The organism is Bacteroides sp. 3_1_23 (assembly GCF_000162555.1).
GTDB classification, from domain to species: domain Bacteria; phylum Bacteroidota; class Bacteroidia; order Bacteroidales; family Bacteroidaceae; genus Bacteroides; species Bacteroides ovatus.
Window position 1 is genome coordinate 656,583 of sequence record NZ_GG774949.1, and the last position, 26,539, is coordinate 683,121.

Below are 26,539 nucleotides of genomic sequence, written 5' to 3' on the forward strand. Positions count from 1 at the left end.
ATTAATTCTGACCTAGAAGATAGAGGATGAAAACGAAGATTATTGTTGAAATTTTCTTCTTCCATTGCTATTTAGTTGATTATATCGGCTCAAAAATCATAATATTATTAATATATCGGCTACAAAATGAGCCAATAATTACAGTGTATAGGACTCTTTTTGAGCCGATATAAAAATCTTCAGCTACCTGTTAGTAGTCTCATATTGTTTCTGCATTGCTTTGATCTATTCTTCAGAATTCTTATTTATCACAGCAATTTTATCCTGTAATTCTTTATTCTGGATTTCAGATAATCTCATCTGTTCAGTATGGATCTTCTGACTGTCCTCTGTGGTGAAATAGTTTATTTACGTACGGGTTTGGCTCATTCTCTGTACGGTTTTGAATAAAATAATGAAGTATTCTGGAAACGTTGTGGTAAATCTGAAAAAGATGATTGAGTTTTTAAGATTCCCCGTTATCTTTTTATTATAAGATATGGGTCCAGGGTGAGGGGTGGTGAGGGTAGATTTATAACTTTCGTATTTTTTTTTGAGGATAAAAAAGGAGATAGTATAGAAAATAATAAAATAAAAGGTTATAAATCTACCCTCACCACCCCTCACCCTGGACCCATTCATTAGCGCACCGTTTAACTCGTTTCTATGCACTAATGAGGTAAATACAGTTTTTTGAAACGCTATCCAATAGAATGATTATATTTGCATTTTGATATAAGAAACAAATTACAAACTATTAATCAGTAAACCATGAGATTCAGCAACGTAAGATTATTAGTGAAAGACTTCGCCAAATGCTTCAAGTTCTACACCGAACAACTCGGATTAGAGCCATCCTGGGGAGATGAAAATAGCGGATATGCCAATTTTAAAGTAGCTGACGGGATAGAAGGCTTCACCCTTTTTGTATCCGACTGGATGGCACCTGCGGTAGGCAATGCAGATAAGCAACAGCCCGTTGCGATGCGTGAGAAATTAATGGTTTCATTCAGTGTAGATAACCTCGACGAAACTTTTGCCGATCTAAAAGCAAAAGGCGTGACGTTTATCACCGAACCTGCGGATATGCCCGATTGGGGGATGCGTACCCTATACCTGCGCGATCCCGAAGAAAACCTGATAGAACTCTTTACCCCTCTAGCACCGGAGCAATATAGCCAAGAGCTCCTCGAAGAAGATAAGAAATTTCAATAAGAAAGTTTGTTATAAAGAAATGTGCCCATACGAGTGAGCCGGAAAAATGATAGTTAATGAGCCCTATAGTGACATCGCTATGGGGCTCATACATTAACTTGATATTGCAGATATTCACTTGCCTTTCAACTTTATAGCAAGAAACTCACAAAGTAGAATATGAATCTGATTAATAAGCCCTCAACCCATAATCGAATCTCATCTTCTTGCTATCTTTCACTTCGATTTTCAACAGATTACTTCCTTTCCGCAAGTAACGGCTGTAATCGCTGATATTATATTGATTATATTGCCTGGTCTGCTTTGCCTCCTGCGCAAAGACTTCTACACCATTCAGCCAAACTTTGGCTTCTCCGGCAACATTCAGCCATAAAGACAGATGATTGAAATCCTTATCCACCTTAAAAGTAGCTTCTGATACTACCGTAGAACGAGGGGGACAGTCGAAAGGCAAAGAAGTCATTTTCAGCTCCTGACCGTTCATACCGACAAGGCGGGTATTCTTGCTTCCGTTCTGACTGTCTGCAATCAAAGTAACCGCTTTCACGGGAGTGATTTCATACAAACGGTTGTGCATCAGGTGTAACAAGCCTTCCGGTATTTTAGTTACTTTCCGGTCGTAAGTAATCAGGCCGTTCACTTCTCCTTCCACATCAGTGGTTTGTGTATAAACAGCCGCACTCAACCCTTGGGCAATCAGCGTTTCCAAATCATATACCAGACGGCCGTAACTATCAATCAGAGCCATTGCTCCGTCTATATTCTTATACCCCCAGTTCCTCATATTCGGATTCCAGATATGTTCCTTGATCGCCCAGCCATAGCCGCCGAATTCTCCCAGTACGGAAATGCGGTTACCGTTGTTCTCCGGCAGAATCATGGAAGTGACAGGATAATTATGTACGTCGTACATATCGCCTACGCCTCTGTCCGTCCAGCCGGTCACTCCGTTTATCAGGCGTGTATCGTCGTATTTTATCACTTTATTTACGATTTCCACCGTGTTATGCTGTCCCCATCCTTCATTGAAAACCACCCAGGTAGTGATACAGGGATAGAAACGGAGACGGTCGATCATTTCGAACATTTCTTTTTGCCATTGCCGGGTGTGTTCTTCGGGAGCGTTCCAATCAGTAGTAGCCAACGGATTGACGTGTTCCTCCTTCTTCCTTGACGTAGCAAAACCGGAAACCATGTCTTGCCACATCATCAATCCCAGAGAATCAGCGTAATAATAATATTGCTCCGGTTCTACTTTGATATGTTTACGGATCATATTGAATCCCATCTTCTTCAACTGCACCATGTCCCACAACATCGCTTCCTCGGAAGGAGGAGTCAACAATCCATCGGGCCACCAGCCTTGATCGAGCGGACCGTATTGGAAGATGGGTTGGTTATTCAGGCAAATACGGTTATATCCGCACTCATCTTTACGGACATCTACTTTTCTCAAGGCAAAGTAACTCTTTACCCGGTCTAAAACACGTCCTCCATTGGATAAGACAATATTCAAATGATACAGTTTCGGAGATTCGGGAGACCATAAGACAGCGTTCGGAACGTCTATTTCTATCGCATTAGTCAACTTCTGTTCCACCGTCTTGATTACTTTGCCATCATCCAACACTTCTATTTTCACTTCTTCATTGCCTTTGGCTCCGATTATATCGAAAGCCAGCTTCACGGATTTTCTCTCAATATCAGTGGAAGGAAGTACCTGACGAATATAGGTTTTATTCACCGCTTCCAGCCACACAGTTTGCCAAATGCCCGATACAGGCGTGTACCAGATACCTTCCTGGTTAAGTTGCTGTTTTCCTCGGGAGATAGACTCCGTGTCCGTCGGGTCGGTGACGGCTACTTCAATGCTTTGAGGACCACTCTTCTTCAGGTATTTAGTAATATCAAACGAGAACGGGTTATTTCCTCCTTTATGCGTACCGACCAACCGGTTATTCACCCATACTTGACATTCATAATCCACTGCTCCGAAATGCAGGATAGTAGATTTGTTCTTTCAGGAAGGATCTAAGGTGAACTCACGTTGATACCATAATTTATCCGTAGGAAGAAATGTTTTCTGCACTCCGGACAGAGATGATTCAATCGCAAACGGGACCAAGATTTCCCCTTCAAAGGAAACATTCTTCCGAGGCGTGTTCTGATCCGTTACGGCATACTTCCACAATCCGTTCAGATTGATCCATTCTGCCCGTTGCAACTGTGGTCTAGGATAACTTTGCCACACATTTTCCGGCGTCACCTGTTCAGCCCATACTGTTTTAATTTTATCTCCTTTAGGCTCCCATGCATGGGTAAACACCTGCGACATGGCTCCTAAAGCCAGAGTTAGTAAGATTCTCTTATCCATAAGCATTAGCGGGTTTTATATTCTTTAAAATCTTTCCGTCGATTCTTATTGTAGGTATTCCACATTTTCTGGAAATACAAAACATCACTCTTGTCCGCCCATTCGAAATAGGCTGTTTCCAATTCTTTTGCCATTTCAGGATATTTACCGATCAGGTTGTGCTGTTCGGTACGGTCTTCCTTGATGTTGTACAATTCCCATTCATCTCCCTTGAAGTTGGCGGAAACCAGCTTCCAGTCACCTTTACGCACCATGCGGTTGCCTTCATGCTCGGCATAAATATATCTTTCGGGCATCTTCTTTCCTTTCACAATCGGAAGGATAGACTGACCTGCCGTAGGCAGAATCGCTCTTCCCTGATATTCTTTCGGATAAGTGGCTCCTGCCAGTTCCACACAGGTAGACATGATATCGGAGAATTGTGCAGGCTGATGATTCAGTCCGCCTTTGTTCTTCACATGATTACCCCAGGAAATGATACACGGAGTGGAAATACCTCCTTCGTGTGCATAATGTTTATAGAGCGTGAACGGCGTGCAGCAGACATTTGCCCAGCCTGTACCGTAATGATGATAGGTTCCGGGCAAACCCATCTGGTCGAGTTCTTCTCCGGTATGGGTATGGTATTCGACTCCGGTCTGTTTGTCGAAGCCAAATTCGTGCCATTCGGCACAAGCTCCGTTATCGGACATAAACATGATAAACGTATTGTCCAACTCACCGTTTTTCTTCAATTCATCCACTACCCGGCCGATGTTCGCGTCCATCACATCTACCATAGCGGCAAAAATGGACATACGGCGTGCGAGGTCGGTCTGCTGATCTTTCGTCAATGAATCCCATGCCGGTAGCGGATGCGTTTCATCTTCAAACAGACTTTCGGGAACTACACCACGCGGACTAAGTGCCGGCTTTCCCTGCATAAGTTTCAGGTCCACAATCCGTTTCCAGCGGGCGTCACGAATCTTGTCCCATCCCTGCATATAGAGAGACATATATTTATCGGTCACTTCTTTCGGTGCGTGCAAAGGGAAATGGGGAGCGTTATAGGCCAGATACAGGAACAACGGTTTCTTCTCCTGATGTGCCTGGTCGATAAAGTCAATCGCATAATCCGTTATCACATTGGTAGCGTAGAAAGTTCCTTCCTCATAATGTCTGGGGGTACGGTCTTTCGGCAAACGGGTATATACTGCCGGATTCCAGAAAGAATTAAATCCGCCCAACAAACCGTAATACTCCTGGAAACCACGAAGAATGGGATTCGACTTATTCCCTAGATGCCACTTTCCTGACATAGCCGTAAAATATCCGGCATCTTTCAGGACTTCTGCAATCGTGACGTTGTCCGAATTGGAACGGAAACCGGAATATCCTTTCGGCCAGGCAGGATGACTGCCGTCCATGTGTCCCAATCCCGTCTGATGCGGATAAAGTCCCGTCAACAGGTTGGCACGCGACGGGCAACTACGGGCACTGTTGTACATCTGCGTCATACGGACGCCATTCTTTGCCAGTTTATCCAGTACCGGTGTATGAATCTCACCACCGAAACAGCCGAGATCGGAGAAGCCCAAATCGTCTGCCAGTATGATAATAATATTCGGCTTGTCCTGCGCATACGTCATCGGGACCAGAGCCAGGCTGCCTGCTATCAATAAAGAAGTTTTCATTTGGTATTATAATTAAAGTTGGGTTTGAATTTACCATTCTCATAGATCATCGGAATTAATCCGGGACGGCACGTCACTTTATACTCTGCCGCCTGTGCCCCACGCGGATTGAAGAACATGGTAGCCCACCAGTTTCCATCCTTATCCTGGAAAAGATTGTTGTGTCCTCCTCCCGTGATGGCATTGTAGCGTTCGCTATAGGGACCATACACATTATCGGCTGTCGAGATGATGCAGTCGTAACTATAACGTGTCTTCGGCGAGGTTACTCCCTTTTTCTCGATATAGGTATCTCCCTCCGACGTACGGTGCGACCATATAGCCTGTACGAGGTGATATTTGTTATCATATTTGAAGATAAACGCTCCTTCAATATACGGTTCCGGATTATATTTTTTCTCTTTCAATGTTTTCAGTTCCTCGGCAAATCCGCTCATATCCGGTTTCATACGGGCGATATAATGGTTGTGCCCGACAAAGTAGACAGTGCCGTTCGTATCTTCGAACAAACTTCCGTCGATGTTCGGGAAGATAGCTTTGTCTTTATTACCTTCGACATTCTCGTACGGACCTTCCGGTTTTCCGGTCTTGCTCCGCAAAATAAAAGAACCTCTCCCGCCTGCCGACTCATTCATGCAGGCAACGATAAACCAGTTCTTCGCGCTTTTGATATAATGCATTTCCGGAGCCCACACTGCATGAAAGCGGTTGTCCATCGGATCACCGTTGATGGATTTCTTCTGATATTTCTCTCCTGCTTTATATACTTTCGGTTTCTTTTGCCAGGTTCCGTCTTTTTCCATCGACCATATTTGTCCTCTGGCTTCCCAGGACTTCATATCTTTGGAACGCCACAGGTACAAACCGTCGTTCCAGTCCCAGCAATGCCTCTGTCCCGGAAAGTAACGATCGGGAGTAGAGGTGGTTCCTGTGATATAATAATAACCGTCGGGACCCAGTGTAGCCCAAGTGTCCCTCATCCAATAATCAAATGCCGGCTTTACAGATGTCGGAACACGTAGTTCCGGAGCGTTTGTATCTGCCGTTCCATATAACTGTGCTGATGCTGTAGAGATGGAAATAAATCCTGTAAACAAGATCAATCCTAATCGCAAAATCAATTTCATATATTTCTGTTTTATGTTTACGGATACAAAAATAGGCCGTTGCGGGGCAGACTTCATGGAATCATGTTTTTAATATCCGTAGGTATGTACAATCTTCTTATTTTTTAGTATTCCGGATGGAGATAATTAAATGGATTCTGTTTAAAATGGTAACGTCTTTGCGGGAGAGGCAGCGGGTCCTGCAAACGCAACTCCCATGCCAGTAAACGGGTCAGAAGTTCTGTTTGAATTTCGCTGTATTTCTTCTCGCCAAACAGATTATGAACTTCCGAAGGATCTTTCTTTAAATTATAGAGTTCTCCGTTGCCATAATGATTCATGACCAGTTTCCAGTCATCCTTTCTTATCATGCGTGAGGTACCGCTTTGCGTCCAGGTGTTCAGTTCGTCGAAGTGGGCTATTTTGCCGGGAGTCAATGCTCCTTCCTGTTCAAAAGTCAGGGAGGCATCCAGTCCGACATCGGCTCCTCCGAAGCCTTGTTGTACGACCATGCTGGAGAATTCTTCTTTAGGGTAAGCTTTTCCGGTCAGCATCGGCCACAAGCTACGACCCTGAACTCCTGCCGGTATTTCGGCACCGATGGCAGAGCAGAAGGTGGGGAAAAGGTCGGCTATCGATACGTGGCTATCCATAGGGGCAGGCTGGTTTTTAATGTGATATCCTGCCCATACCATCGGGATACGTGCGAGGCTTTCGGAAAGTCCGGCTCCTTTACGGATCAATCCGTATTCCCCCCAGTAGTCACCGTGGTCGGAAAGTACGACAAAGAGGGTGTTTTCATATTGTCCGCTGGCTTTCAATGATTCGATCAGTCTCTTGATCTGATCGTCTATCAACCGGATCATTCCGATATAGTTGGCACGGATTCGAGGCAAGTCTTGTTCCAGGTTCGGGCAGGACGCGTCTTCCTGTTGCGCCAAAATACGGTATTTCTCTCCTTTCTTTGCCAAATCTTTGCGGGAGGTCTTTAAGACAGGGAGCTTATCGGGGGAGAACATGGAGTAATAGGGTTCACATACCTGATAAGGGTTGTGAGGTTCCGGAAAAGAGACCCATACGAAGAAAGGATTTTCTTTCTGCTGTTTAATCCATGCCAGCGCTTCGTTCACGATTTTGGTGGGATGCTGTTCTTCCAGCGAGATGGGAGATGGCTCCAGCCATTGCCCCCTAGCTTGCTGATTCAGGAAACGGGCAGTCTCTTTCTCTGCGGGAGTCGTCTTTTTGTGCTTTCCCCAGTGTCCGTATTCAGACCAAAAATCCAAGTCGGCAGGTTTCAGGTAAGCGTGGTTCTTGCCGACCAATGCTGTTTTATATCCGTTTTCTTTCAATACTCTCACTAAGTCCTGTTTATAGGAGATGTCGGGAATATTATGATTCGTGCGTACGTGAGTGGCGGAAGGAAAACGCCCGGTGAACATGGAACAACGTGCCGGAGAGCTGGCCGGCATCACAGTGTATGCCTTATTGAACCATACATTCTCCTGCGCCAACCGGTCGACAAAAGGAGTCACTTCCAGCGGAAAACCTTCCCTGCCGCACAAATCGGCACGCTGCTGATCGGTCATAATAACCACAATATTCGGTTTGCCGATTTGCGCCTGGACTGACATAGCCAAACCTTGTATGGCAAGTCCTGTGATACAAAAGATTGTTTTCATTTTATTTATTTCTTATTTAAAAGATCCTATTTAAAACGATATACAACCATGGAAGCGGCCTCCAGTTCGAGCGGCTGGTTCAGATCCAGTCCGACTTCCGTCTCTACCGGTTGGACTTCATTCGGAGCAAACGGTGTGTTTTCTTTTCCCGGAACCAGTACCAGGCTTGTTTTATGTGCCTTGACGGGACGTTTAAAGCCGGAAACTTCCGGTTGTAGAGTGACTTTTTTATCCTGCAGGTTTATCAGTTTCAGGATATATTGTTTGCTGGCCGTATCATATCCCATCGTAACAAAGATATTCTGCAAACCTGCTATATCCTTGATCGCTGCATCCAGACACACGTCAAACGTGTTATCCCTGAACATCTTTGCCAGGTAGAAGAAGGAAGTCTTTACGCTACTGTCTACTCCATTAATCAACATCGGCAGGAAGATACGGTGTTCCAGAAAGTCCCAATGCCTCATCACCGGACGTTCAGCAAACAAGGGATTCAAATCGCCGTTGCGTTCTATTGACATACGGATGGCTCCGGTAGCCAGCAGGTTATAAGGATATTTTCCGTTGATTCCCAATTCGCCGATAAATAGATCGGCAACACCCCGTTTGTAGTTATCAAAACGATAATGCTGTTCGCAAGCCCATTCGATTGAGTTATAATAATGTTCGTCGAACACTTTCACATTCTTCGGGTTGACAAAATTGGGAATATCCTTCCGTTTGTCATCATTCTCTCTTCCGACTACACGGATGACACTATTGGCTATATAAATCAAGTCAGGATATTTGGCGGACAACGCCTGATAGATTTTCTCATAACGCTCCCAATACACAGGTCCGAAATCTTCATTTCCAATCTCGATATATTTTAGCGGGAAAGGAGCAGGATGACCGTTCTTTGCCCGTTCGGCTCCCCATTTCGTAGTTGTATCACCAATGGCATACTCGATGGCATCCAATGCATCCTGGATATAAGCGTCCAGATCGACATCAATGTGTCTGAAATTCCACTGTGGACTTTGCTTCACCCAACCGCTGCAAATCATACCCGTAGGCATCACATACATCGCATCAGCTCCCACATATTCGCACAATTCATAAAACTCATGATAACCGATTCCGTCGGTACGGTAATAAGGCGCCCATTTGCTCCACTGTCCCGGACGATTTTCAATCGGTCCGAGCGTCTTTTTCCAGTGATACATCGTTTCTTCATTGACTCCGTGCACGATGCACCCGCCCGGAAAACGGATAAAGCTAGGAGAAAACTCTTTCAAGTTCTGAACAATGTCTTTACGAAATACGGATTTTCCATCGTTCCAGGTATCGGACGGGAACAGGGAAACAACATCTACCTGAAATTGCCCTTTCGACATCGGTTGTATGGCAAACATTCCACGCCGGACGTTCTTTTCCGGTTTCAGTTCACCGGTGTATTTTGTCCAGTCCCGATTCCCTACATTCACTTCGATCACATTGCTCACTCGTTGTCCCCATTCGTCAACTAGAAATACACGTAACGGAGCGGAATAATTCCTGTTCTTCAGAAACAAGGAAAGGCGGTAAGACGTATCCGTCTTCAAGTTCATTCCATAATATCCACGGTTGAGAATCAGGGCATCCGGATGGTTCGCAATATCTTCCGTGACATTAACCAGCATCGAATACTTATTTTCCCCGCTCATCGGATTTTCATCCGTGCGACTGATAAATACAGGAGTATATGATAACGGATAAGTCGTCCATCCAATCAGCGGATCGGCCTGAAACACTTTTTTCTCTTTAACGCGGGGAGCCGGAACATTTTCATAAAGACCGTTCTTCACAGATAATCCGGCAGGCGGTGTAGCTTCTTCAAACGAACGGTTACGTATCAGTTCGGCGTGCAAGGCACCCTCGCCCATCATTCCTATTTCCTCATAATGGAAACCGTACTTTACGGGAGCCACTTTGTGGGTTTTCGATTTATTGATATACAACGTTCCATCGGAGGAAGACGGAGAGGAACTATTCCCATATACCAGAGGTAATGTGAAAAACAGACCGATACCAAACGTAAAGGATTTGAATGTCGAATGATTCATAGCATTTGTTTTTAGAGTTTCACATTGCAAATGTGGTCTTTTCTATCCAAGAAAAACAGAAAAATAATGCTTAATACCTGCAATCATGTATAAAAATCTGTAGCGAAGCGGCAAACTGAACATGAGTGCTGCCCGTTTGAACAATTCTACGACTGTTCAAAACAAAAAAAGACGTATCTTTAGGTCGTGAAAATCAATCAGAAAAGCCATGAGAACCACCTTACTTAAATTCGTACTCTTATTTAGTCTCGTGCTCTTAAATACAAGCTTGTCGACGGGACAGATTCAATATAATAACATACGCTTCAAACAGCTAAGTATAGCTGAAGGACTCCCGCATAATACGATCAATGCAATCACCCAGGACAACCACGGGTTCATCTGGTTTGGTACACGCAACGGATTGTGCCGATATGACGGTTATAATATCAACCTGTTCGCACATAATGAAGCCGACAGCACCTCACTCCGCCACAATTTCATCACACGCTTATATAACGATTCGCTCCGTAACATTCTATGGATCTCTACCGATCAGGGCATCTGCAGCTATAACTACGAGACAGAAGATTTCAGCCGTTACCAGATTAAAGGGAACACTAAGGATGATGTTTGTTTCCTGAACACCAGCGATGGTATGCTTCTGGCAGCTTGTAGCAACGGACTCTATCGCTACAATGAACAAGACAGCTTGTTCGTTCCTTTTCTTCTCGATGAAGAAAAACCTCATGTGAGATACTTTGCGGAGGACGGAGACAAAACCTTATGGATAGACACCAACAAAGGACTGATGCGATACAGTCTGGAAAAGAAACAGTTCGTTTCCCTCCCGACTCTCATCCAGCCTTTTACACTGCAATGCAACAATGCCGTCCTGATCTCGTCCAACCAGCTGTTATTTAATACTAACAACGATTTTTTCGTCTATCATATACAAAGCAATACCCTGTGTAATCTCTCGAAAGACCTGGAAGTAAAACACTTCCGCTGTGCGGCAACCGACCATACGGGGAATATATGGGTAGGCACGGAGTATGGCATCTTTGTCTTCAACAAACTCTATCAACTGATTGCACATTACGAACAATCGGAACGGGATTTAAGTGCGCTGAACGATTCTCCCATTTACAGCCTTTATCAGGACAAGGCTCATAATATGTGGGTGGGAACCTATTTCGGAGGAGTCAATTATTATATATTCGGTTCCGACCAGTTCCAGATATATCCATACGGAGCCAGTTTCAATCATTTGAGCGGAAAGGCTGTCCGCCAGATTATCAATGCTCCGGACAATGGTCTGTACATCGCCACCGAAGATGGCGGATTGAATTACCTGAACAATAAGAAAGAAATCACCCGTGCCGAACGGCTGCACAAGCAGATGCAAATCTACGCCAAGAACATACATTCCTTATGGCTCGACAAAGATAACAGTCTGTGGCTCGGACTGTTCCTGAAAGGAGCTCTTCACTATATACCGCATCTAAACCGCACGGTGGACTATAATCTACTGTCGGATGAGGTTTCTTCCGGCTTCTGCATCATCGAAGACAAGAACGATCATATCTGGTACGGAGGCCCTTCCGGCTTATTCCTGATCGACAAGAAGAAAGCAAACTCCCGCCCGGAAAAGATTTCATCTCTCCGTGTCTTTAACCTGGTACAGTTTAATGACAGTATACTTTGGGCAGGAACCCGAAAAGGCAGTATATTTCAGATCAATACCCATACACTGAAAGTAACCTCGCTCCCCATCCTGCCGCATACCGATCTCTACATCACCTATATCTACCCCGATTCACATCAACGGATATGGATAGGTACAGACAACAACGGGCTTTATGTATCAGACCGCAACGGTAGCATTATCGCCTTTTACAGTAAAGAACAGTTGGGATCCAACGCCATCAAAGGTATCATTGAAGATGAGATGAGTAATGTTTGGGTAGGTACCGGAAACGGGCTTTGTTGTATCAATTCCCAAACAGGAAGCATTGACCGATATACCACGGCCGACGGATTGCCCATCAACCAGTTCAACTACTCCTCCGCCTGCAAGAAGCCTGACGGAGAATTGTATTTCGGAACTATCAACGGTATGATTTCTTTCTACCCGGAACAGGTACGCTCCGTCAATCCCCGTTTCAACATTGCACTGACTGCCATTTGGAGCAACAGCGAATATATGTCGCCCAACAATGAGAAAGCATTCATCCCTTCCTCTATCTCCGAACTGACAGAGATCACCCTGACGCACGAACAAGCCCAATCCCTGCGTCTCGAATACTCCGGACTGAATTATCAATATACCGACAACACTCAATATGCGATGAAAATGGAAGGTATCGACAAGGACTGGCAGTTTGTAGGCAACCAGCATCAGGTACGCTTCTCCAATCTGCCGTCAGGAAGATATATCTTAAAGATCAAAGCCAGCAAAGATGGTATCCACTGGGACGAAACGGGCCAAAAGGACCTTGCTATCAGAGTCCTTCCTCCCTGGTGGCTCTCGCCGGGAGCATATTTAGTTTATGCACTACTCTTCCTATTAATCATTTACGCCGCATACAGATATACCAAAACGCGTATCATCCTGCTCATGCGACTGAAAACGGAGCATGAACAGCGCGTCAACATAGAGAATATGAATCAACAGAAGATCAATTTCTTCACTTACATCTCCCATGACCTGAAAACACCGTTAACTCTGATTCTATCGCCTCTGCAACGATTGATCCAGCAGCCACAAATCAGCAACAACGATAAAGAGAAACTGGAAGTCATCTACCGAAACGCCAACCGGATGAATTATCTGATTAATGAACTATTGACGTTCAGTAAAATCGAGATGAAACAGATGCGTATCAGCGTCCGGAAGGGAGACATCATGCACTTTCTGGAAGAACTGTCGCACATCTTCGACATCGTAGCCGGAGAACGGGAGATTGACTTCATCGTCAATCTGGAAGACACCGAAGAGGAAGTCTGGTTCTCGCCTTCCAAGCTGGAACGGATTCTTTATAACTTGCTCTCAAACGCATTTAAATATACCCAGCCCGGCGGATACGTCAAGTTGAGTGCCAAACTAATAAAAGAAGAGAAAGAAACATTTGTGCAAATCTCCGTCAAAGACAATGGCAGGGGGATTCCTAAAGAAGCTCAAGAACAAATATTTGAAAGTTATTACCAGGTTGAGAAGCGCGACCATCGCGAGGGATTCGGACTGGGACTATCGCTTACGCGTTCGCTCATACACATGCACAAAGGGGAAATCCGGGTAGAAAGCGAAATCAACAAAGGTTCGGACTTTATCGTTACCCTGAATGTATCCGAGGATGCTTACAACCCCGATGAACGCTCGTCCGAGAACATCACGACCGAAGAAATACAGAAATATAACCAGCGAATCAAGGAAACCATCGAACTCATTCCTGAAAAGCTGACCAACAAAGAAAAAGATCCTGCCCGGGAATCTATTATGATTGTGGAGGACAATAAAGAAATGAATGATTACCTCGCCAGTATATTCAGCGAGAAATATGATATTATACGGGCGTATAACGGTGCAGAAGCCTGCAAGAAGATAGCCAAACAGTTACCTAACCTCATTATATCGGATTTAATGATGCCAGTGATGGACGGACTGGAATTTACGGAACGTGTCAAACAGGACGTAACGACCAGCCATATCCCCGTTATCCTCCTGACTGCAAAGACCGATGAAAACGACCATACGGAAGGTTATCTACGGGGAGCCGATGCGTATATCACTAAACCTTTTAACGCCAAGAATCTGGAACTGCTGGTACAGAATATCCAAAAGAGCCGGAAACAGAGTATTGAACACTTCAAACAGGCGGAAGAACTGAACATCAAGCAAATAACCAACAACCCGCGGGATGAAATATTCATGAAAGAACTGATGGAACTGATTATGGCGAACCTCACCAAGGAAGACTTCGGAGTAACGGAAATCACAGCCCATCTCCGCATCAGCCGCAGCCTGTTGCACATGAAGCTGAAATCACTCACCGGATGTTCCATCACTCAATTCATACGGACCATCAAGATGAAAGAGGCTAAAACTCATTTACTGAATGGTATGAATGTCTCCGAAGCATCATTTGCCGTCGGCATATCAGATCCGAACTACTTTACAAAGTGTTTCAAAAAAGAATTTAATATCACTCCGACAGAGTTTCTCAAGCAGTTGAAGTAGAAGTTACTATGATAGAAAAGATATCGCCGGTAATTAACCTGCAACATTCGCTGATGCACCTAATTACCGGCGACCAATAGCCACCTATAATTGACTAATACCTATTCTACCATTCCTGGAAGCGTAAATCGGCTTCCGGATTCTGACGTCGGATCAGTTCCTCGTCAACCTGATAAGTGACGCCACCTTTCGTGTACTTATAAGAAAGTGTAAACTTAGGCTGTTTCCCTACAAATTCCAATGATTCGGCTGCAGGATCTAATGTGGCAGATGCATCTGTGATAGCGACGCTTCCTCCGGCTTCAATATTGACGCTTCCATCCGGATTGACTGTCAGATTCACTGATTCATTGTTTTCCAATGTGTTTCCGAAACCCGGTCTGCGTACTTTGTTTCTACCTAACGAAATAAAGTCGCGGGTCATATTCTGACTCAAATCCTTGTTACTGTATTCAGTAACCTGCTGGGTAGACAAATTGGTAACCTTTCCTTTCACAAAGTAGGTGCCGTGATACTGGCTGACAAATTTGACAACTACAATACTGTAATCCTTCAAATTACCATTCACATCAGTACTAATTTCATCCTGATTATGATCGACCAACCGGAAAGGGATTGCATAGTGCTTGTTCAAAGCAGCATTGTCTTCATAGAAAGCATCGGAGAAAGTCACTTTCACATCTGCAATTGCCAGGTTCGGGTTGCTGATCGTCATCTTGTTCGGATTAGCCAACTGATAATAGTTTTCCGGCATTAGTGTCAAGCCCGTACCATCCAATAAAGACGGATCGATCTCGAATGTAGCCCAATCATCGGTATGCACCTCTCTTTTACCGCCAATAGCCACTCCTACCTTTATCGACATATCTGTATCGGCTACCAGTGTCCGCAGAGGTTTTTGCGAAGCAAAGTACACAGAACTCTTATCGTAGTCCTTTTCATAATCGTCATAACAAGCAGTCATCAGAACGCTTATCAGCCCTATCCATAATATATTTAGTCTTTTCATTGTAAATAAGTATTTATATCAACAGCACGTTATTCCCAACCCTGATTATTCATTAGATTCTTATTCTTTTCCAGCTCTGCATACGGTAGCGGCATGAAATAGTTTTTCACTTCATATTTCCGTTGTTCCACTTTCTGTACTTTGAAGCTGAATGTACCATCTTCCTTGCGGGTAACGGCAACGCCCTCCACCTCTTCGTTCAACGGTAATACCCAACGACGCATATCAAAATAACGATGATTCTCGAAAGTAAATTCCAAGCGGCGTTCGTTCTGAATCAACTTTCTGAACGAGTCTTTACTTTGAGCCATTTCATCCAGATAAAGATCAAAATTGATACCCCCGGCTTGCGAACGGATTGTTTTCAATATTTCGTATGCAGAATACAGGCATCCTTCGGCTTTCACCGTCGGGTTGCCCCAAGCCTCATTAGCAGCTTCGGCAAAGTTAAGAAGAACTTCCGATTTTCGTAACAAAGGATTGTAATGAACCGAGTTTAAGGTCTGAATCGGATTCAGCATAGCCGATTTCTTGGAAACGAATTTAGCCAAATAATAACCCGTACGTGTAGCATTCTCACTAAACGAAGGAGAATCTTTTCCACCCTCGGACATATCCAACGGCTGACCGGAATCGCCAAATGTAGCACTATGATAGTAGACATTCAGCGCAAAGCGATTATCCAGTACGGCATAAAGCTGCGTCAGATCGAAATCAGGATCAGACAGATCGACACCGGAACGGACATCGGTTGCCGGATAACCATTCTTCGCATAAAAAGCCTTTACCAGATTATGAGAAGGAGTGGCACGGGCACTTCCATAATAGAATGGCGGGAAATGAAGGCCTTCCAGTAGATTACTATTAAAATATTTGCGGAAAGCATAATCGGAACTTTCGGTCTGCACATCGGCAATGGAGGAAGCCGTAACAGGAACATAAGTTCCGAAACCTTCCATGCCCAGAATCTTATTGATCTCTTTGGCCACCGCTTCCCATTTTGCCTGGTAAACCGTAGGGTTCAGAATTTCGAATTGTCCCATGCCGGTGACCTTCGTCACGTCATCATCCTGCATGGCAGGACTTGCGCTATATAAAAGCGCACGACTTTTCAGAACAGCTGCCGCCGCTTTCGTGGCACGGCCGATTTGTGTATTACCAAACTCCAGGTCATCTCCCTGATACACATTCGGCAATAACTCGATGGCATTATTCAAATCGTTGACGATAAAATCGACTGTTGCCTGATAAGTAGGACGAAGAAATTCACCGTTCTGCGCGGCCTCATCCTGCGAAATAAAATGATCTGCCAACGGAATACCCAACGCTTTTCCATTCTTCGCCTTTCCGCCATACATCTTCAATAGCTCAAAATGCCACCATGCACGCAAGAAATACGATTCACCTTCCAGACGCAGCTTGATTTGCTTGTCCACTTCCGGATCGGTGCGGTTGTACTGCACCTGGTCGGTCAGGCCGTTTTCGAGGAAGGAGTTTACATAGTTCAACATGTTGTACGCATTACTCCAGTTTCCGATCGGGTTGTTAAACGCCGTCATCCCACCCATATTTAATTTATAGACAGAAGAGCTGCGCAGATTAGTCACTGCATTATCGGTAGCACAATCCAGAAAGTTATTGTCAAAACAATCTGGACGGTTGGCTATGCCATTATAAGCTTTATATAGTACGCCTTGAGCAAGTTCCGGAACTCTCCAGGTATCAGAGTCTCCGATCTGCCATGTCACCTTTGTATCCAATGTGTCGTCACAAGCACAAAAGAGAAACAGACCTGCTAAAACGCAACTTCCTAATATATGTTTCATATTGCCATCTATTAATTGTTCAAAATTAAAATACAAAAGAGACTCCGCCTGTAAAAGTACGTGTCACCGGATAGTTTGTCACACCGGCATTCAGCAATTCAGGATCCAAATCTTTCACGGAAGAAAGGACAAATAAGTTTGCACCACGAGCGAAAACCTTCATCTTCTTCACGACCGAACTTGGGGAGAACTGATTAAACGTGTAGCTCAATTCAACATTCTTCATACGGAAGAAGCTTGTATTCTTCAACCAGAAAGAAGAATTGCGGAAGTTGTTCTCACCGGCAGTGGTTGTCAGGCGCGGATAACTTCCGGTCGGATTGTTTGCCGGATGATAACGGTCTAATGCCAGTTTGGAGTATTTACCTTCTCCATTATTCCAGTAATAAGCATTCGTTGCCCAAGTGTGAACGCCCAGTTCGGAATATCCCTGAAGATACAATCCCCAGCCTTTGTAACTTACATTGAAGTCAATGCCCAATGTAGTACGTGGGAATGAGTTTCCGAGTTCCTTTACGTCACGACCGTCAATGATCTTATCGCCGTTCAGGTCTTTGTAGGCGATGTCGCCTTCCTGATAATCGGCAAACGTCTGGGGGGCATGTCCGTTGATGGCTACATCTTTGCCAAATAATCCTTCGGCAACCAGTCCCATCATAGCATCGGTAGAACGCCCCACTGTGTAACGGTATTCTTCACCATGCTTCACCTGGTTCCATTTCAATACTTTATTCTTAGACCATACGAAATTGGCTCCTACCGAATAAGCCCAGTCGTTGATACGGTCGCTCCAAGTGAACATTCCTTCTATACCGTGATTCAAGACAGAGCCCATGTTGTCCTGGTAGGTAAAGTTACCAGTATAATCCCCGTAAGAGGCATCAACAGAACCAATGATGTCCGTATGTTTCTCACGGAAATAGTTTATTTCGGTATATAAGCGGTTATTCAGGAACAGGCCTTCCACACCAATGTTCCATTCTGCTGCCTTTTCCCATTTCAGGTTCGGATTGCCTGCACGGACAAAAGTGGAATAGTAAGCCGTAGCACCGTTGTTCGTTGTTCCGAACCGGAAGCTGCCGTCTTGCGACCAGGCGCGTTCATACAATAAATGTTCCGTGCTTCTGTCATAGCCCAATATACCGGCGCTGGTTTTCAGTTTCAGGAAGTTCACGTATTCATTGTCTTTCAGGAAATCTTCATTGCTTAGAATCCAGGCTAGGCCGCCTGCTGCCGAGAAGAAGTATTTATCTCCCGATTTGAAACGGTTGCTTCCCATCAATGCCATGTCGGCTTCCACAGCATAGCGGTGGTCATACATATAGTTCAGACGCAATGCGTAGTTTGCATTGATGATGTCTTGGGTCACTCCCTGATTCGTTGTTTTCGAGTACATGTAAGTCAGCCGTGCCGATACATCATGCTTTTGGTTGAATGTATTCTCGTATGCGGCAAAGGCATTCCAACCCAATGTCTGCTGCAAGGTAGTCGACTTCCGGCTTTGTGAAGTGGCTACATCTGTTTTCTTCATCTGGGTGTACATAATTTGTTCCTCACCGGCAAAGTCACGATATGTCTTGATGGCATACGTCGGATAGACTTTGCTCAAAGAGAGTTGCAGGTAATCATAGTTGTCGAAAGAAAGGAAAGCACCGGCTTTCAATCCTTTTGTCAGCATATCAAGATCAAATTTCAAACCGATATTGGTCTGGCTGCGTGTATAACGCTCATCCGTATATCCTCCGTACATCGTTTCCGCGTATGCATTCATCGGACGCAACAGACTTGCGCCAAACAAGGGAATCCCGTCCGAGCTGGCTAGTCCGGTTTCTTCCGGTGACATAGTCAGCGGGTATTCATTCGGACGATGCGTAGACAGGGCCGTAAATACCTGACCACAGTCCAATTGCCCCCATTTACGCATTTCCATACGTCCGGCAACGTCTGCGGATATAGTCAGGAAATCCGTTACATTGAAGTCGAGGTTTCCGCGAAGAGTCAGACGGTGCAGTTGCGGAGTATAGGTAACGTCTTCAAATCCGCTACCTCCTACATATCCGGCAATCAGGGCATAACGCACTCTGTCGGTACCTCCCGTCATATCGAACGATACTTTCCGATAGTTGGCATTTTTGTTCAATAACTGATCGTACAAATCGACGTTCGGATACAATAGGTCATTGGCTCCTTTGGAGTTTTTATATCCTTCCAGTTGTTTCTGATTATAGTAAGGAGTCAATCCGTCATTTGCACGCGCTTCATTGTACAGATTAGCATACTGATAAGAATTCAGAAAATCAGGAGTACGCGTCATCTGTACCACACCTGCTTCGGCGGTTGCGTTATAAATGCGGCGGTTGGCCTTTCCTCTGCGGGTAGTCACCCAAAGTACGCCATTCGCAGCACGCGCCCCATAAAGAATCTTGGCAGTGGCATCTTTCAGCAACTCGATACGTTCGATTTCTTCAGGAATCAAATCCGCTGCCGGACGTTCCACACCATCGATGATAACAATAGCTGTATTCTCCGACATGCCATGCTGGCCACGGATAAATAAATCAGGCGTATTATTACCCAATCCGCTGACTGTGGAGCGAACTTGCAGACCTAACATTTTACCTTGCAGCATATTAGTCAGCGTCAAATCAGGGAACGTTCCGAACTGTCCGTTCTCCAGTACGCTCGTTGCGCCTACTTCATTCCCTTTATACGTCTTGCCACCATCGGCTCTATTCACCAACGATTCTTCGGTCAGGAACAGAGGCTCTTTCTTCAGGACAATCTTTTCAGGAACGATATTGCTGCCTGTCAGCTTATACACTTTATCTTCATATCCCAAAGCCTCCACCATGACGGTTGCGTCATTCTCGACCTTCGTCTGAAAACGTCCCTTTGCATCTGTATATAGAACGACTGCGCCTTCTCCACAAATGATAGAAACATTCTTCAACGGGCTACCTTTCTCGTCGGTAACAATAGAAACTACTTCCACCAAAGGCTTCTTCGCCGACTTTCTCTTTGATTTATTCTGTGCGAAAGTCAGGCTAGAGCCAACGATAAGGACAAATATGAGCCCTATCAGTCTTATATATCTAATCTTGTTTCTCATATACTTTTCTTTATTTTAGGTATCACCATCCGGGGTTCTGTTGAAGATTATCCAAAGCCGCCACTTCATCCATCGGTAGCGGATACCAATAATTACGCTTGTTAAACGTCCGCACGGCTGTCCTCACCGGAACATACTCGTAAGTAAAGTCGGTCAACTTATAAGTGCAGGCTTTTTCCACTTTCAACTGGTCGGCCGTATAAGAATGATTGATCGGGGTTGCTTTGACACCCATGATCGGATATTCACCCTTAAACAGGTCTTCAGCAATCATCCAACGGCGGATATCATACCAGCGGTGTCCTTCGAACATCAATTCCACACCACGTTCCCGACGATAAGCTTCTCTAAAATCCACTCCATCCGGTAGTTCGCCGATTCCGGCTCTTACACGGATTTTATTCAAAGCCTGACGGGCCGACATCGTACAACCCGTAACGACTGCATCCGGATCACCTGTCGCCTCGTATGAAGCCTCTGCCATATCCAGATAAACTTGCGAAACACGAATGTACACAGCCACCAAACGATATAATTGGAAACCAGCTTCGCCAAACAAAGGCACACTTGCTTCCGGCCAAATGAACTTCTTACACATATATCCGGTCTGTTGAGAGCCTCTCGTAAACTGATTGGTAGAAATGAAGTTCTCGGAGTAACCGCCCGAATAAGTAGTCAGATAATAAGGAACACCCTGTAAATTCTTTCCCCATTGCTCACCGGGCACGAGGATATTATTAGTGAAGCGAGGGTCTCTATCCGAGTAAGGATTGGTAGTCTTTACCGCATCATAACCGGAACGCGGATCAGTGATCGGATAGTAGTTGCCGTCAGCTCCCTTACGTTCGTACATATCTACCGCATTTTGTGTCGGAGCATTATAAGGAGTACCTTCGGCACCGGTTTTATTATCGTATGGTTGTGTCAGCCATTGCGCTCTGACGAAAGCAGACCAGTTGCCATGATGCCAACGCAGGAACCATAAGTATTCCGGCTGTGCGAATTGATTGGAATTAGGCATTAATTGAATACTACGATATTCGTCGTGATTCATCAAGCGATAATATTCGTGACTTTCAATAGCATTGATCGCCTTTTGCGCACTACGGGCAGCTTCGGCAGCCATCTCTTTTCCATACCCTTTGTTTTCAATAGAATTCAAGTCGTTCTGCATCAAAGGGCTGGCAGCATAAAGCTGTGTCATCGCTTTTAATGCCATGGCGCCTACTCTGTCAGGCCGTCCATGTTCCTCGTCAGGCCAGCTTATAGGTAAATATTCAATGGCTTTATCCAAGTCTGTCTGCATCCAAGCATTGGATTCCTGATAAGTTTTACGGGGAAAGTCAAAGTCATCCGATGCTCCCCAAAGCTGGTCAAAGATGGGCATTCCGCCATATCGCTTGATAATCTCAAAATAGAAGTAGGCACGTAGGAAATGAGCCTGTCCCAACAGTTTTCTCCTTTGGTCGTCTGTGATGGATTTCACTTGATCTACTCCGCTAATTACACGGTTCACGATACGAAGTCCGGTATAAGCACGAGAAATAGCACTTTTGAAATTCTTCCCATCACTTTTACTTCCTATTTCGAAACGTGTACCGGCATTCTCCAGCCAGTTACCTGCATTGACAAACTTCGACGGATCATTATCGCGAACGGATGCATATTCATCCGATAAATTACCTACCGTTACGTATGTATTCGAATAAGAGTTGATACCATGTGTAAAGATTAATATATCATCATTTTGAAAGATGCGGTCCATGAACCCTAACAAACTGCTATAATCTTTATAAACATCATCTTCGGAAAGTCCGTCATCGGGAGAGCGGTCCAGATAGTCCTCACAACTTCCTACAAACAACCCCAATAGAATGATCCATATCCAATTCAACTTATGTCTTCTCATATCAGTAAATTTAAAGTGTCTCATAATCCTAATCTAAAACCAATGTTATAACGTCTCACCACCGGATAAACATTCTGTCCCGAATGTTCGGGGTCACGGCGGGAATCACCTTTCGAGAACGTCAACAAATTGGTACCGTTGACATATACTTGCAGTTTTGTCAGACGTAAAGGCTGCAACCAACGCTTCGGAATCTGATAATTCACTTCCAGGTTCTTCAAGCGAAGATAAGCATGGTTGGTATATGTGTATGTACTAGCCACCGAATTATAACTTCTCTGAACATGAATACTGGGGCGAATCGGACCGCCTTGAATCGGAGCATCGGCTGTCCATGTATTCAACGTATTTGGTTGAGCCTTGATATTACCTTCCGGGAAATCCCATAAATAGGAAGGAATCGCTTCTTTATAAACGTCCATAGCACTGTACCACAACATATTGAATCCGATTCCTTTGTAAGAACCTCCCAATGTAAATCCGAGGGTAGTAGTCGGATAGTTCAGGTTTTTCATCGGAACCATATCCTTAGCATCAATCATGCCGTCACCATTATAATCGATGTAATACAAGTCTCCCGGAATCAATGTATTATGTGTACCATTGGCAATAGTGGACTGCGCCGAGTTATAAATATCATCCAATGACTGGAAGTTTCCTGTTGCCAGGTATTTATTCACATATCCGATTGACTTTCCGGCTTTTTTCAAATATTCGCTCTGATTCTTCGGGTCATCAATAAAGACAACACGGTTCTCACTGGTTGCAAAATTAAACTTCGCGTAATAATTAAACTTTCCAATACGGTCGTTCCAAGCAATATCCAGTTCAAGACCGTGATTTTTAGTCTTACCCAGATTCACCTGCGGAAAAGCAATACCACTATCGGCCCATGACGGAATCGTATTACGTGTCATCAAAATGTTATTACGCTTTTCATCGAACAAGTCCACAGTAAAGTTTAGTTTACCCCACAAACCTATTTCGATACCGATATTCTGCTTAATAGATTCTTCCCAGGTAGCATCGGGGTCGGCCAATTTTCCTTCTTTGTATAAAGGTCCCCAGTTACTGGTCTGATATTTACCAAACTGCGCATTGGCAGATAGTTGCTCAAACTTCTGAATATAGTTGAAACGGGTAGCACCTTTATCATTACCAACTACTCCATACGAATAGCGCACTTTCAGGTTGGTCAGTACACCTTTGGTCAATTTCTTTACCCATGGTTCTTCACTGATACGCCAACCAATAGAGGCAGAGGGGAAGAATCCGAAACGGCGTCCCGGAGCAAATTTTTCCGAACCAGTGTAGGCACCGTTAAATTCAGCAAGATAACGCTCTTTGAAGTTGTAAGTGACACGGCCTACCCAGTCTTCTTCGTAAGCCGGGAAGTTCATCACACCCGAATTAGCAGTATTGGTTGATTCGTTCATCTTACGGTTAAATACAAATAAGGCACTTACATCGTGATCGCCAAACTGGCGACTATAATTCAATGCTAATTCGTAATAAAGTTTACGTCCGTAAGCCTTGAAACCGTCATAAACACCACCAACAGGCAAATCTCCGGGAGCATTTTCATCCGGATAGCGTTTCTCGGTATAATTATAAGTAATTGTTCCGTCAGCATTATAAATAGGATTGGCGTAATCATACACACGATTAATACGAATATGTGTACGTTGGGCAACCAAATCGTCTTTACCTAAAATCTTACCCGGCATGATCTGGGTAGTCCATGAAGAAGAAGTAGTGTAAGACAATGATGCTTTTAATGACAGTCCCTTTGTAATAAAGTCCAGCTTCTGATTCAAGATTACATCGTAGAAACCTTGATGTTGCTTAATATTACGACTACCTCCTTCGTTCATCAGACAGGCTATATTTTGATCGGAGCTTAACCCGTCTCCCCATATTCCATTACTATATTTAATCGGAAATTCATTACTTGGAGCCGTAAAGAACGTTTTAAAAAAACGTTCATCCGGAGAATCGACATTCTCATAATAAGACGGTTGGTTCTGATAACCCATCTTACCGGCCACATTGAACGAAAGTTTAGTAGTACTTGTGATATTGAAGTCGAAATTACTACGCCAGTTATAACGACGGTAAGAGAAGGAAGGATCGAAATCCTCTTGTTTGGTAGTATTAAAAATATCTCCGTCATGCAAATAACCCAAAGATACGAAATAACTCATTTTCTTCGTACCACCACGTACATTAAGATTATAAGCCTGTTCATAACCTACATTCTTTACCAGTTCTTTCCACCAGTCCACTTCGGGAAAGACATCGTTATATGGACCGTAATTTCCGGTAGCATACGCATTTTCCCATGCGGTAATGGTAGATTCGGGAACCATTGCTCCCCAGTTACCATCATTAGCCTGGGCTCTGTTATACTGTTTCATAGAGGTCACATAGTCAGACCATTCAGGAGCAGCAGAAGGTTGTTTAAAACCGAAGTTAGCTGTGAATGAGATTTCCGGTTTCTGTTCGAGTCCGCGTTTGGTTGTCAACAAGATAACGCCGTTCGCACCTTTCACACCGTAAACCGCAGTTGCCGAAGCGTCTTTCAGTACAGAAATAGATTCGATTTCGTTCACATCGACATCGTTGAAGTCACGTTCGATACCATCCACTAATACCAGTGGCTCCGCTTCTCCCCAGGTAGACTTACCACGAATCAATAAAGAAGCCTTATCGGCTCCCGGCTTTGAAGTGGAATTGATGGCAACCACACCCGGCATCTGACCTTGCAAGGCTTCGGAAACGGAGTTCACGCTACCTATCTTTAATAAATCATCTCCTTTTGCAGTAGCAATGGAACCGACACTGGATACCTTTTTCTGTACACCGTATCCAACCACTACCACTTCTTCCAGTGTCTCCGTATCTTCTCCTAAAGAAATTACTCCTAAAGTCGTTTTATTCTTTAAATCCAGTTCCAGAGTTTTATAACCCACATAAGAAATGACAAGTATGTCTCCTTTCGATGCCTTCACAGTAAAATTACCGTCAAAATCAGTAATCGTACCGCTTCCCGTACCTTTCACGCGAACACTGACGCCAATCATCGGTTCACCAGATACTGCATCCTTCACTTGTCCCTTCCAATAATCTTGTTGTGCCTGCACGTCCAGCGCACAAAACAAAAAGCAACAAAGACATAAGAAAGAAAAATAAAGTCTGTCTCTTTTCATAAACATTATTTTTAACTGTTAACAAATTCTTTATCTCAAGACACAAATTAAGCGGGAAAATCTTCAAATGAAAAGGAAGATTATCCTCAAAACCCGTACAAATGTGCAAAATAGATTTCTCTACTACATTTCTGAACAAATCATTTCCACATTGGCTTTATGACGTGCTCTTTGTCTACGGTGATGTTGTATATGCCATCGTTTCCTTTCTTCAGGATGAGCGGAACAATACGTGTTTTACGAGGGGACACGGTGGAATCTGAACGATGAACGTGGTAAACATAGTAATATTTTCCATCCAGACCTTTAAATACATCTCCATGTCCTGATCCGTTTTCTCCTACGAGGCTGTGATGAATGATCGGACTGTTCGGATGCTTTTTCCACGGACCGAAAGGGGAAGAAGCAGTGGCATAACCTACCGAATAGTCGATATTCATAAAATGATTGGCAGAATAGAAGAGGTAATATACCCCGTCCCACTTCATAACAGTCGGTCCTTCCATCACCGGTGCAGACTTATAGTTCGGAGTCTTTTCCCAAGGCTCCGTACAGTCCATACATTGTTTCAATGTTTCCGGTTTGATACTTCCTTTCTTTATGTCAAACTCGGCTACCCAAAGGTAATTTCCTTTATTAAAGCGGACATGATATAGGTAGTATTTCCCATCATCATCCTTAAATAGGAAAGAGTCTATATTCTTAGCAGAAGCGTCTATCGGCTTGACTTCCTTCTGACGAAAAGGTCCGAATACCGATTTTGAGGAAGCAATTACTGTTTGCTCATTAGCGGTATAAGTGAAATAATAAGTTCTTTTATCCTTAAAGTATTGAGGTGCCCAGAAGCCTTTTTCACCATACGTTCGATCTCCTTTCCGCAGAATCAGTTGCAGGGAACTGCCATCAGGCACTGTCCAATGCTCCAGATCGGTCGATTCGAGAATGGCAAATCCAAGAGGTTCCTGATTACGTGTACCTGTGAGGTAGTACTTGCCGTTTTCCACATAAATTGTAGGATCGGCATAAGTGATCTCCTTCTCATTAACTGAATCAGCCCGCACCCCGGTGACAGACAAACAAATGATTCCTAATGCGAGAATAAGTCTTTTTGTCATTTTATGTTTCTTCATACCTATTTTATTCTATAT

The 26,539-nt window shown here is 44.2% G+C and carries 12 protein-coding genes and 1 pseudogene; 2 read left to right on the top strand and 11 right to left on the bottom strand.

What is annotated here, in order from left to right; genetic code table 11:
* Positions 1-750 precede the first annotated feature (750 nt).
* On the top strand, positions 751-1,194 hold the full coding sequence (locus HMPREF9010_RS21655) for a VOC family protein (RefSeq protein ID WP_008646812.1): 444 nt from the start codon (positions 751-753) through the stop codon (positions 1,192-1,194).
* 169 nt (positions 1,195-1,363) lie between these two features.
* Here HMPREF9010_RS21655 and HMPREF9010_RS21650 read toward each other — a convergent pair.
* The 5 genes and pseudogenes from HMPREF9010_RS21650 to HMPREF9010_RS21630 form a co-directional block, all read right to left on the bottom strand.
* A pseudogene (locus tag HMPREF9010_RS21650) lies at positions 1,364-3,568 on the bottom strand (glycoside hydrolase family 2 protein).
* Positions 3,569-3,573: 5 nt separating this feature from the next.
* Complete coding sequence (locus HMPREF9010_RS21645; RefSeq protein ID WP_004298622.1) at positions 3,574-5,241, bottom strand: arylsulfatase; 1,668 nt, start codon at positions 5,239-5,241, stop codon at positions 3,574-3,576.
* On the bottom strand, positions 5,238-6,425 hold the full coding sequence (locus tag HMPREF9010_RS21640; RefSeq protein ID WP_008646813.1) for a family 43 glycosylhydrolase: 1,188 nt from the start codon (positions 6,423-6,425) through the stop codon (positions 5,238-5,240). Before HMPREF9010_RS21640 ends, HMPREF9010_RS21645 begins: the two co-directional genes overlap by 4 nt.
* Positions 6,426-6,472: 47 nt before the next feature.
* A complete protein-coding gene (locus HMPREF9010_RS21635) occupies positions 6,473-8,026 on the bottom strand; it encodes a sulfatase (RefSeq protein ID WP_008646815.1) in 1,554 nt (517 codons plus the stop codon).
* A gap of 26 nt (positions 8,027-8,052) precedes the next feature.
* Positions 8,053-10,110 (bottom strand): alpha-L-arabinofuranosidase C-terminal domain-containing protein, encoded by a 2,058-nt coding sequence (locus tag HMPREF9010_RS21630; RefSeq protein ID WP_008646817.1) that lies wholly within the window; start codon positions 10,108-10,110, stop codon positions 8,053-8,055.
* A 208-nt stretch (positions 10,111-10,318) separates the two neighbouring features.
* Between HMPREF9010_RS21630 and HMPREF9010_RS21625 the strand changes: the two genes are divergently transcribed.
* Entirely contained in the window at positions 10,319-14,329 is a 4,011-nt protein-coding gene (locus HMPREF9010_RS21625) for a two-component regulator propeller domain-containing protein (protein WP_008646819.1), read from the top strand.
* 106 nt (positions 14,330-14,435) lie between these two features.
* On the opposite strand, the gene HMPREF9010_RS21620 is transcribed toward HMPREF9010_RS21625, so the two are convergent.
* The 6 genes from HMPREF9010_RS21620 to HMPREF9010_RS21595 form a co-directional block, all read right to left on the bottom strand.
* Positions 14,436-15,338, bottom strand: a complete 903-nt coding sequence (locus HMPREF9010_RS21620; RefSeq protein WP_008646820.1) for a BT_3987 domain-containing protein — start codon at positions 15,336-15,338, stop codon at positions 14,436-14,438.
* Positions 15,339-15,367: 29 nt separating this feature from the next.
* Positions 15,368-17,164, bottom strand: coding sequence for a RagB/SusD family nutrient uptake outer membrane protein (locus tag HMPREF9010_RS21615; protein WP_032852425.1), 1,797 nt, complete (start codon positions 17,162-17,164; stop codon positions 15,368-15,370).
* Positions 17,165-17,189: 25 nt separating this feature from the next.
* Complete coding sequence (locus tag HMPREF9010_RS21610; protein ID WP_008646822.1) at positions 17,190-20,273, bottom strand: SusC/RagA family TonB-linked outer membrane protein; 3,084 nt, start codon at positions 20,271-20,273, stop codon at positions 17,190-17,192.
* Positions 20,274-20,295: 22 nt separating this feature from the next.
* Positions 20,296-22,182: a RagB/SusD family nutrient uptake outer membrane protein gene (locus HMPREF9010_RS21605; protein WP_022199270.1), complete on the bottom strand. Its 1,887-nt coding sequence runs from the start codon at positions 22,180-22,182 to the stop codon at positions 20,296-20,298.
* Positions 22,183-22,202: 20 nt separating this feature from the next.
* Positions 22,203-25,391: a SusC/RagA family TonB-linked outer membrane protein gene (locus HMPREF9010_RS21600; protein WP_008023524.1), complete on the bottom strand. Its 3,189-nt coding sequence runs from the start codon at positions 25,389-25,391 to the stop codon at positions 22,203-22,205.
* Positions 25,392-25,531: 140 nt separating this feature from the next.
* Positions 25,532-26,521 (bottom strand): glycoside hydrolase family 43 protein, encoded by a 990-nt coding sequence (locus tag HMPREF9010_RS21595; protein WP_008646827.1) that lies wholly within the window; start codon positions 26,519-26,521, stop codon positions 25,532-25,534.
* Positions 26,522-26,539 lie beyond the last annotated feature (18 nt).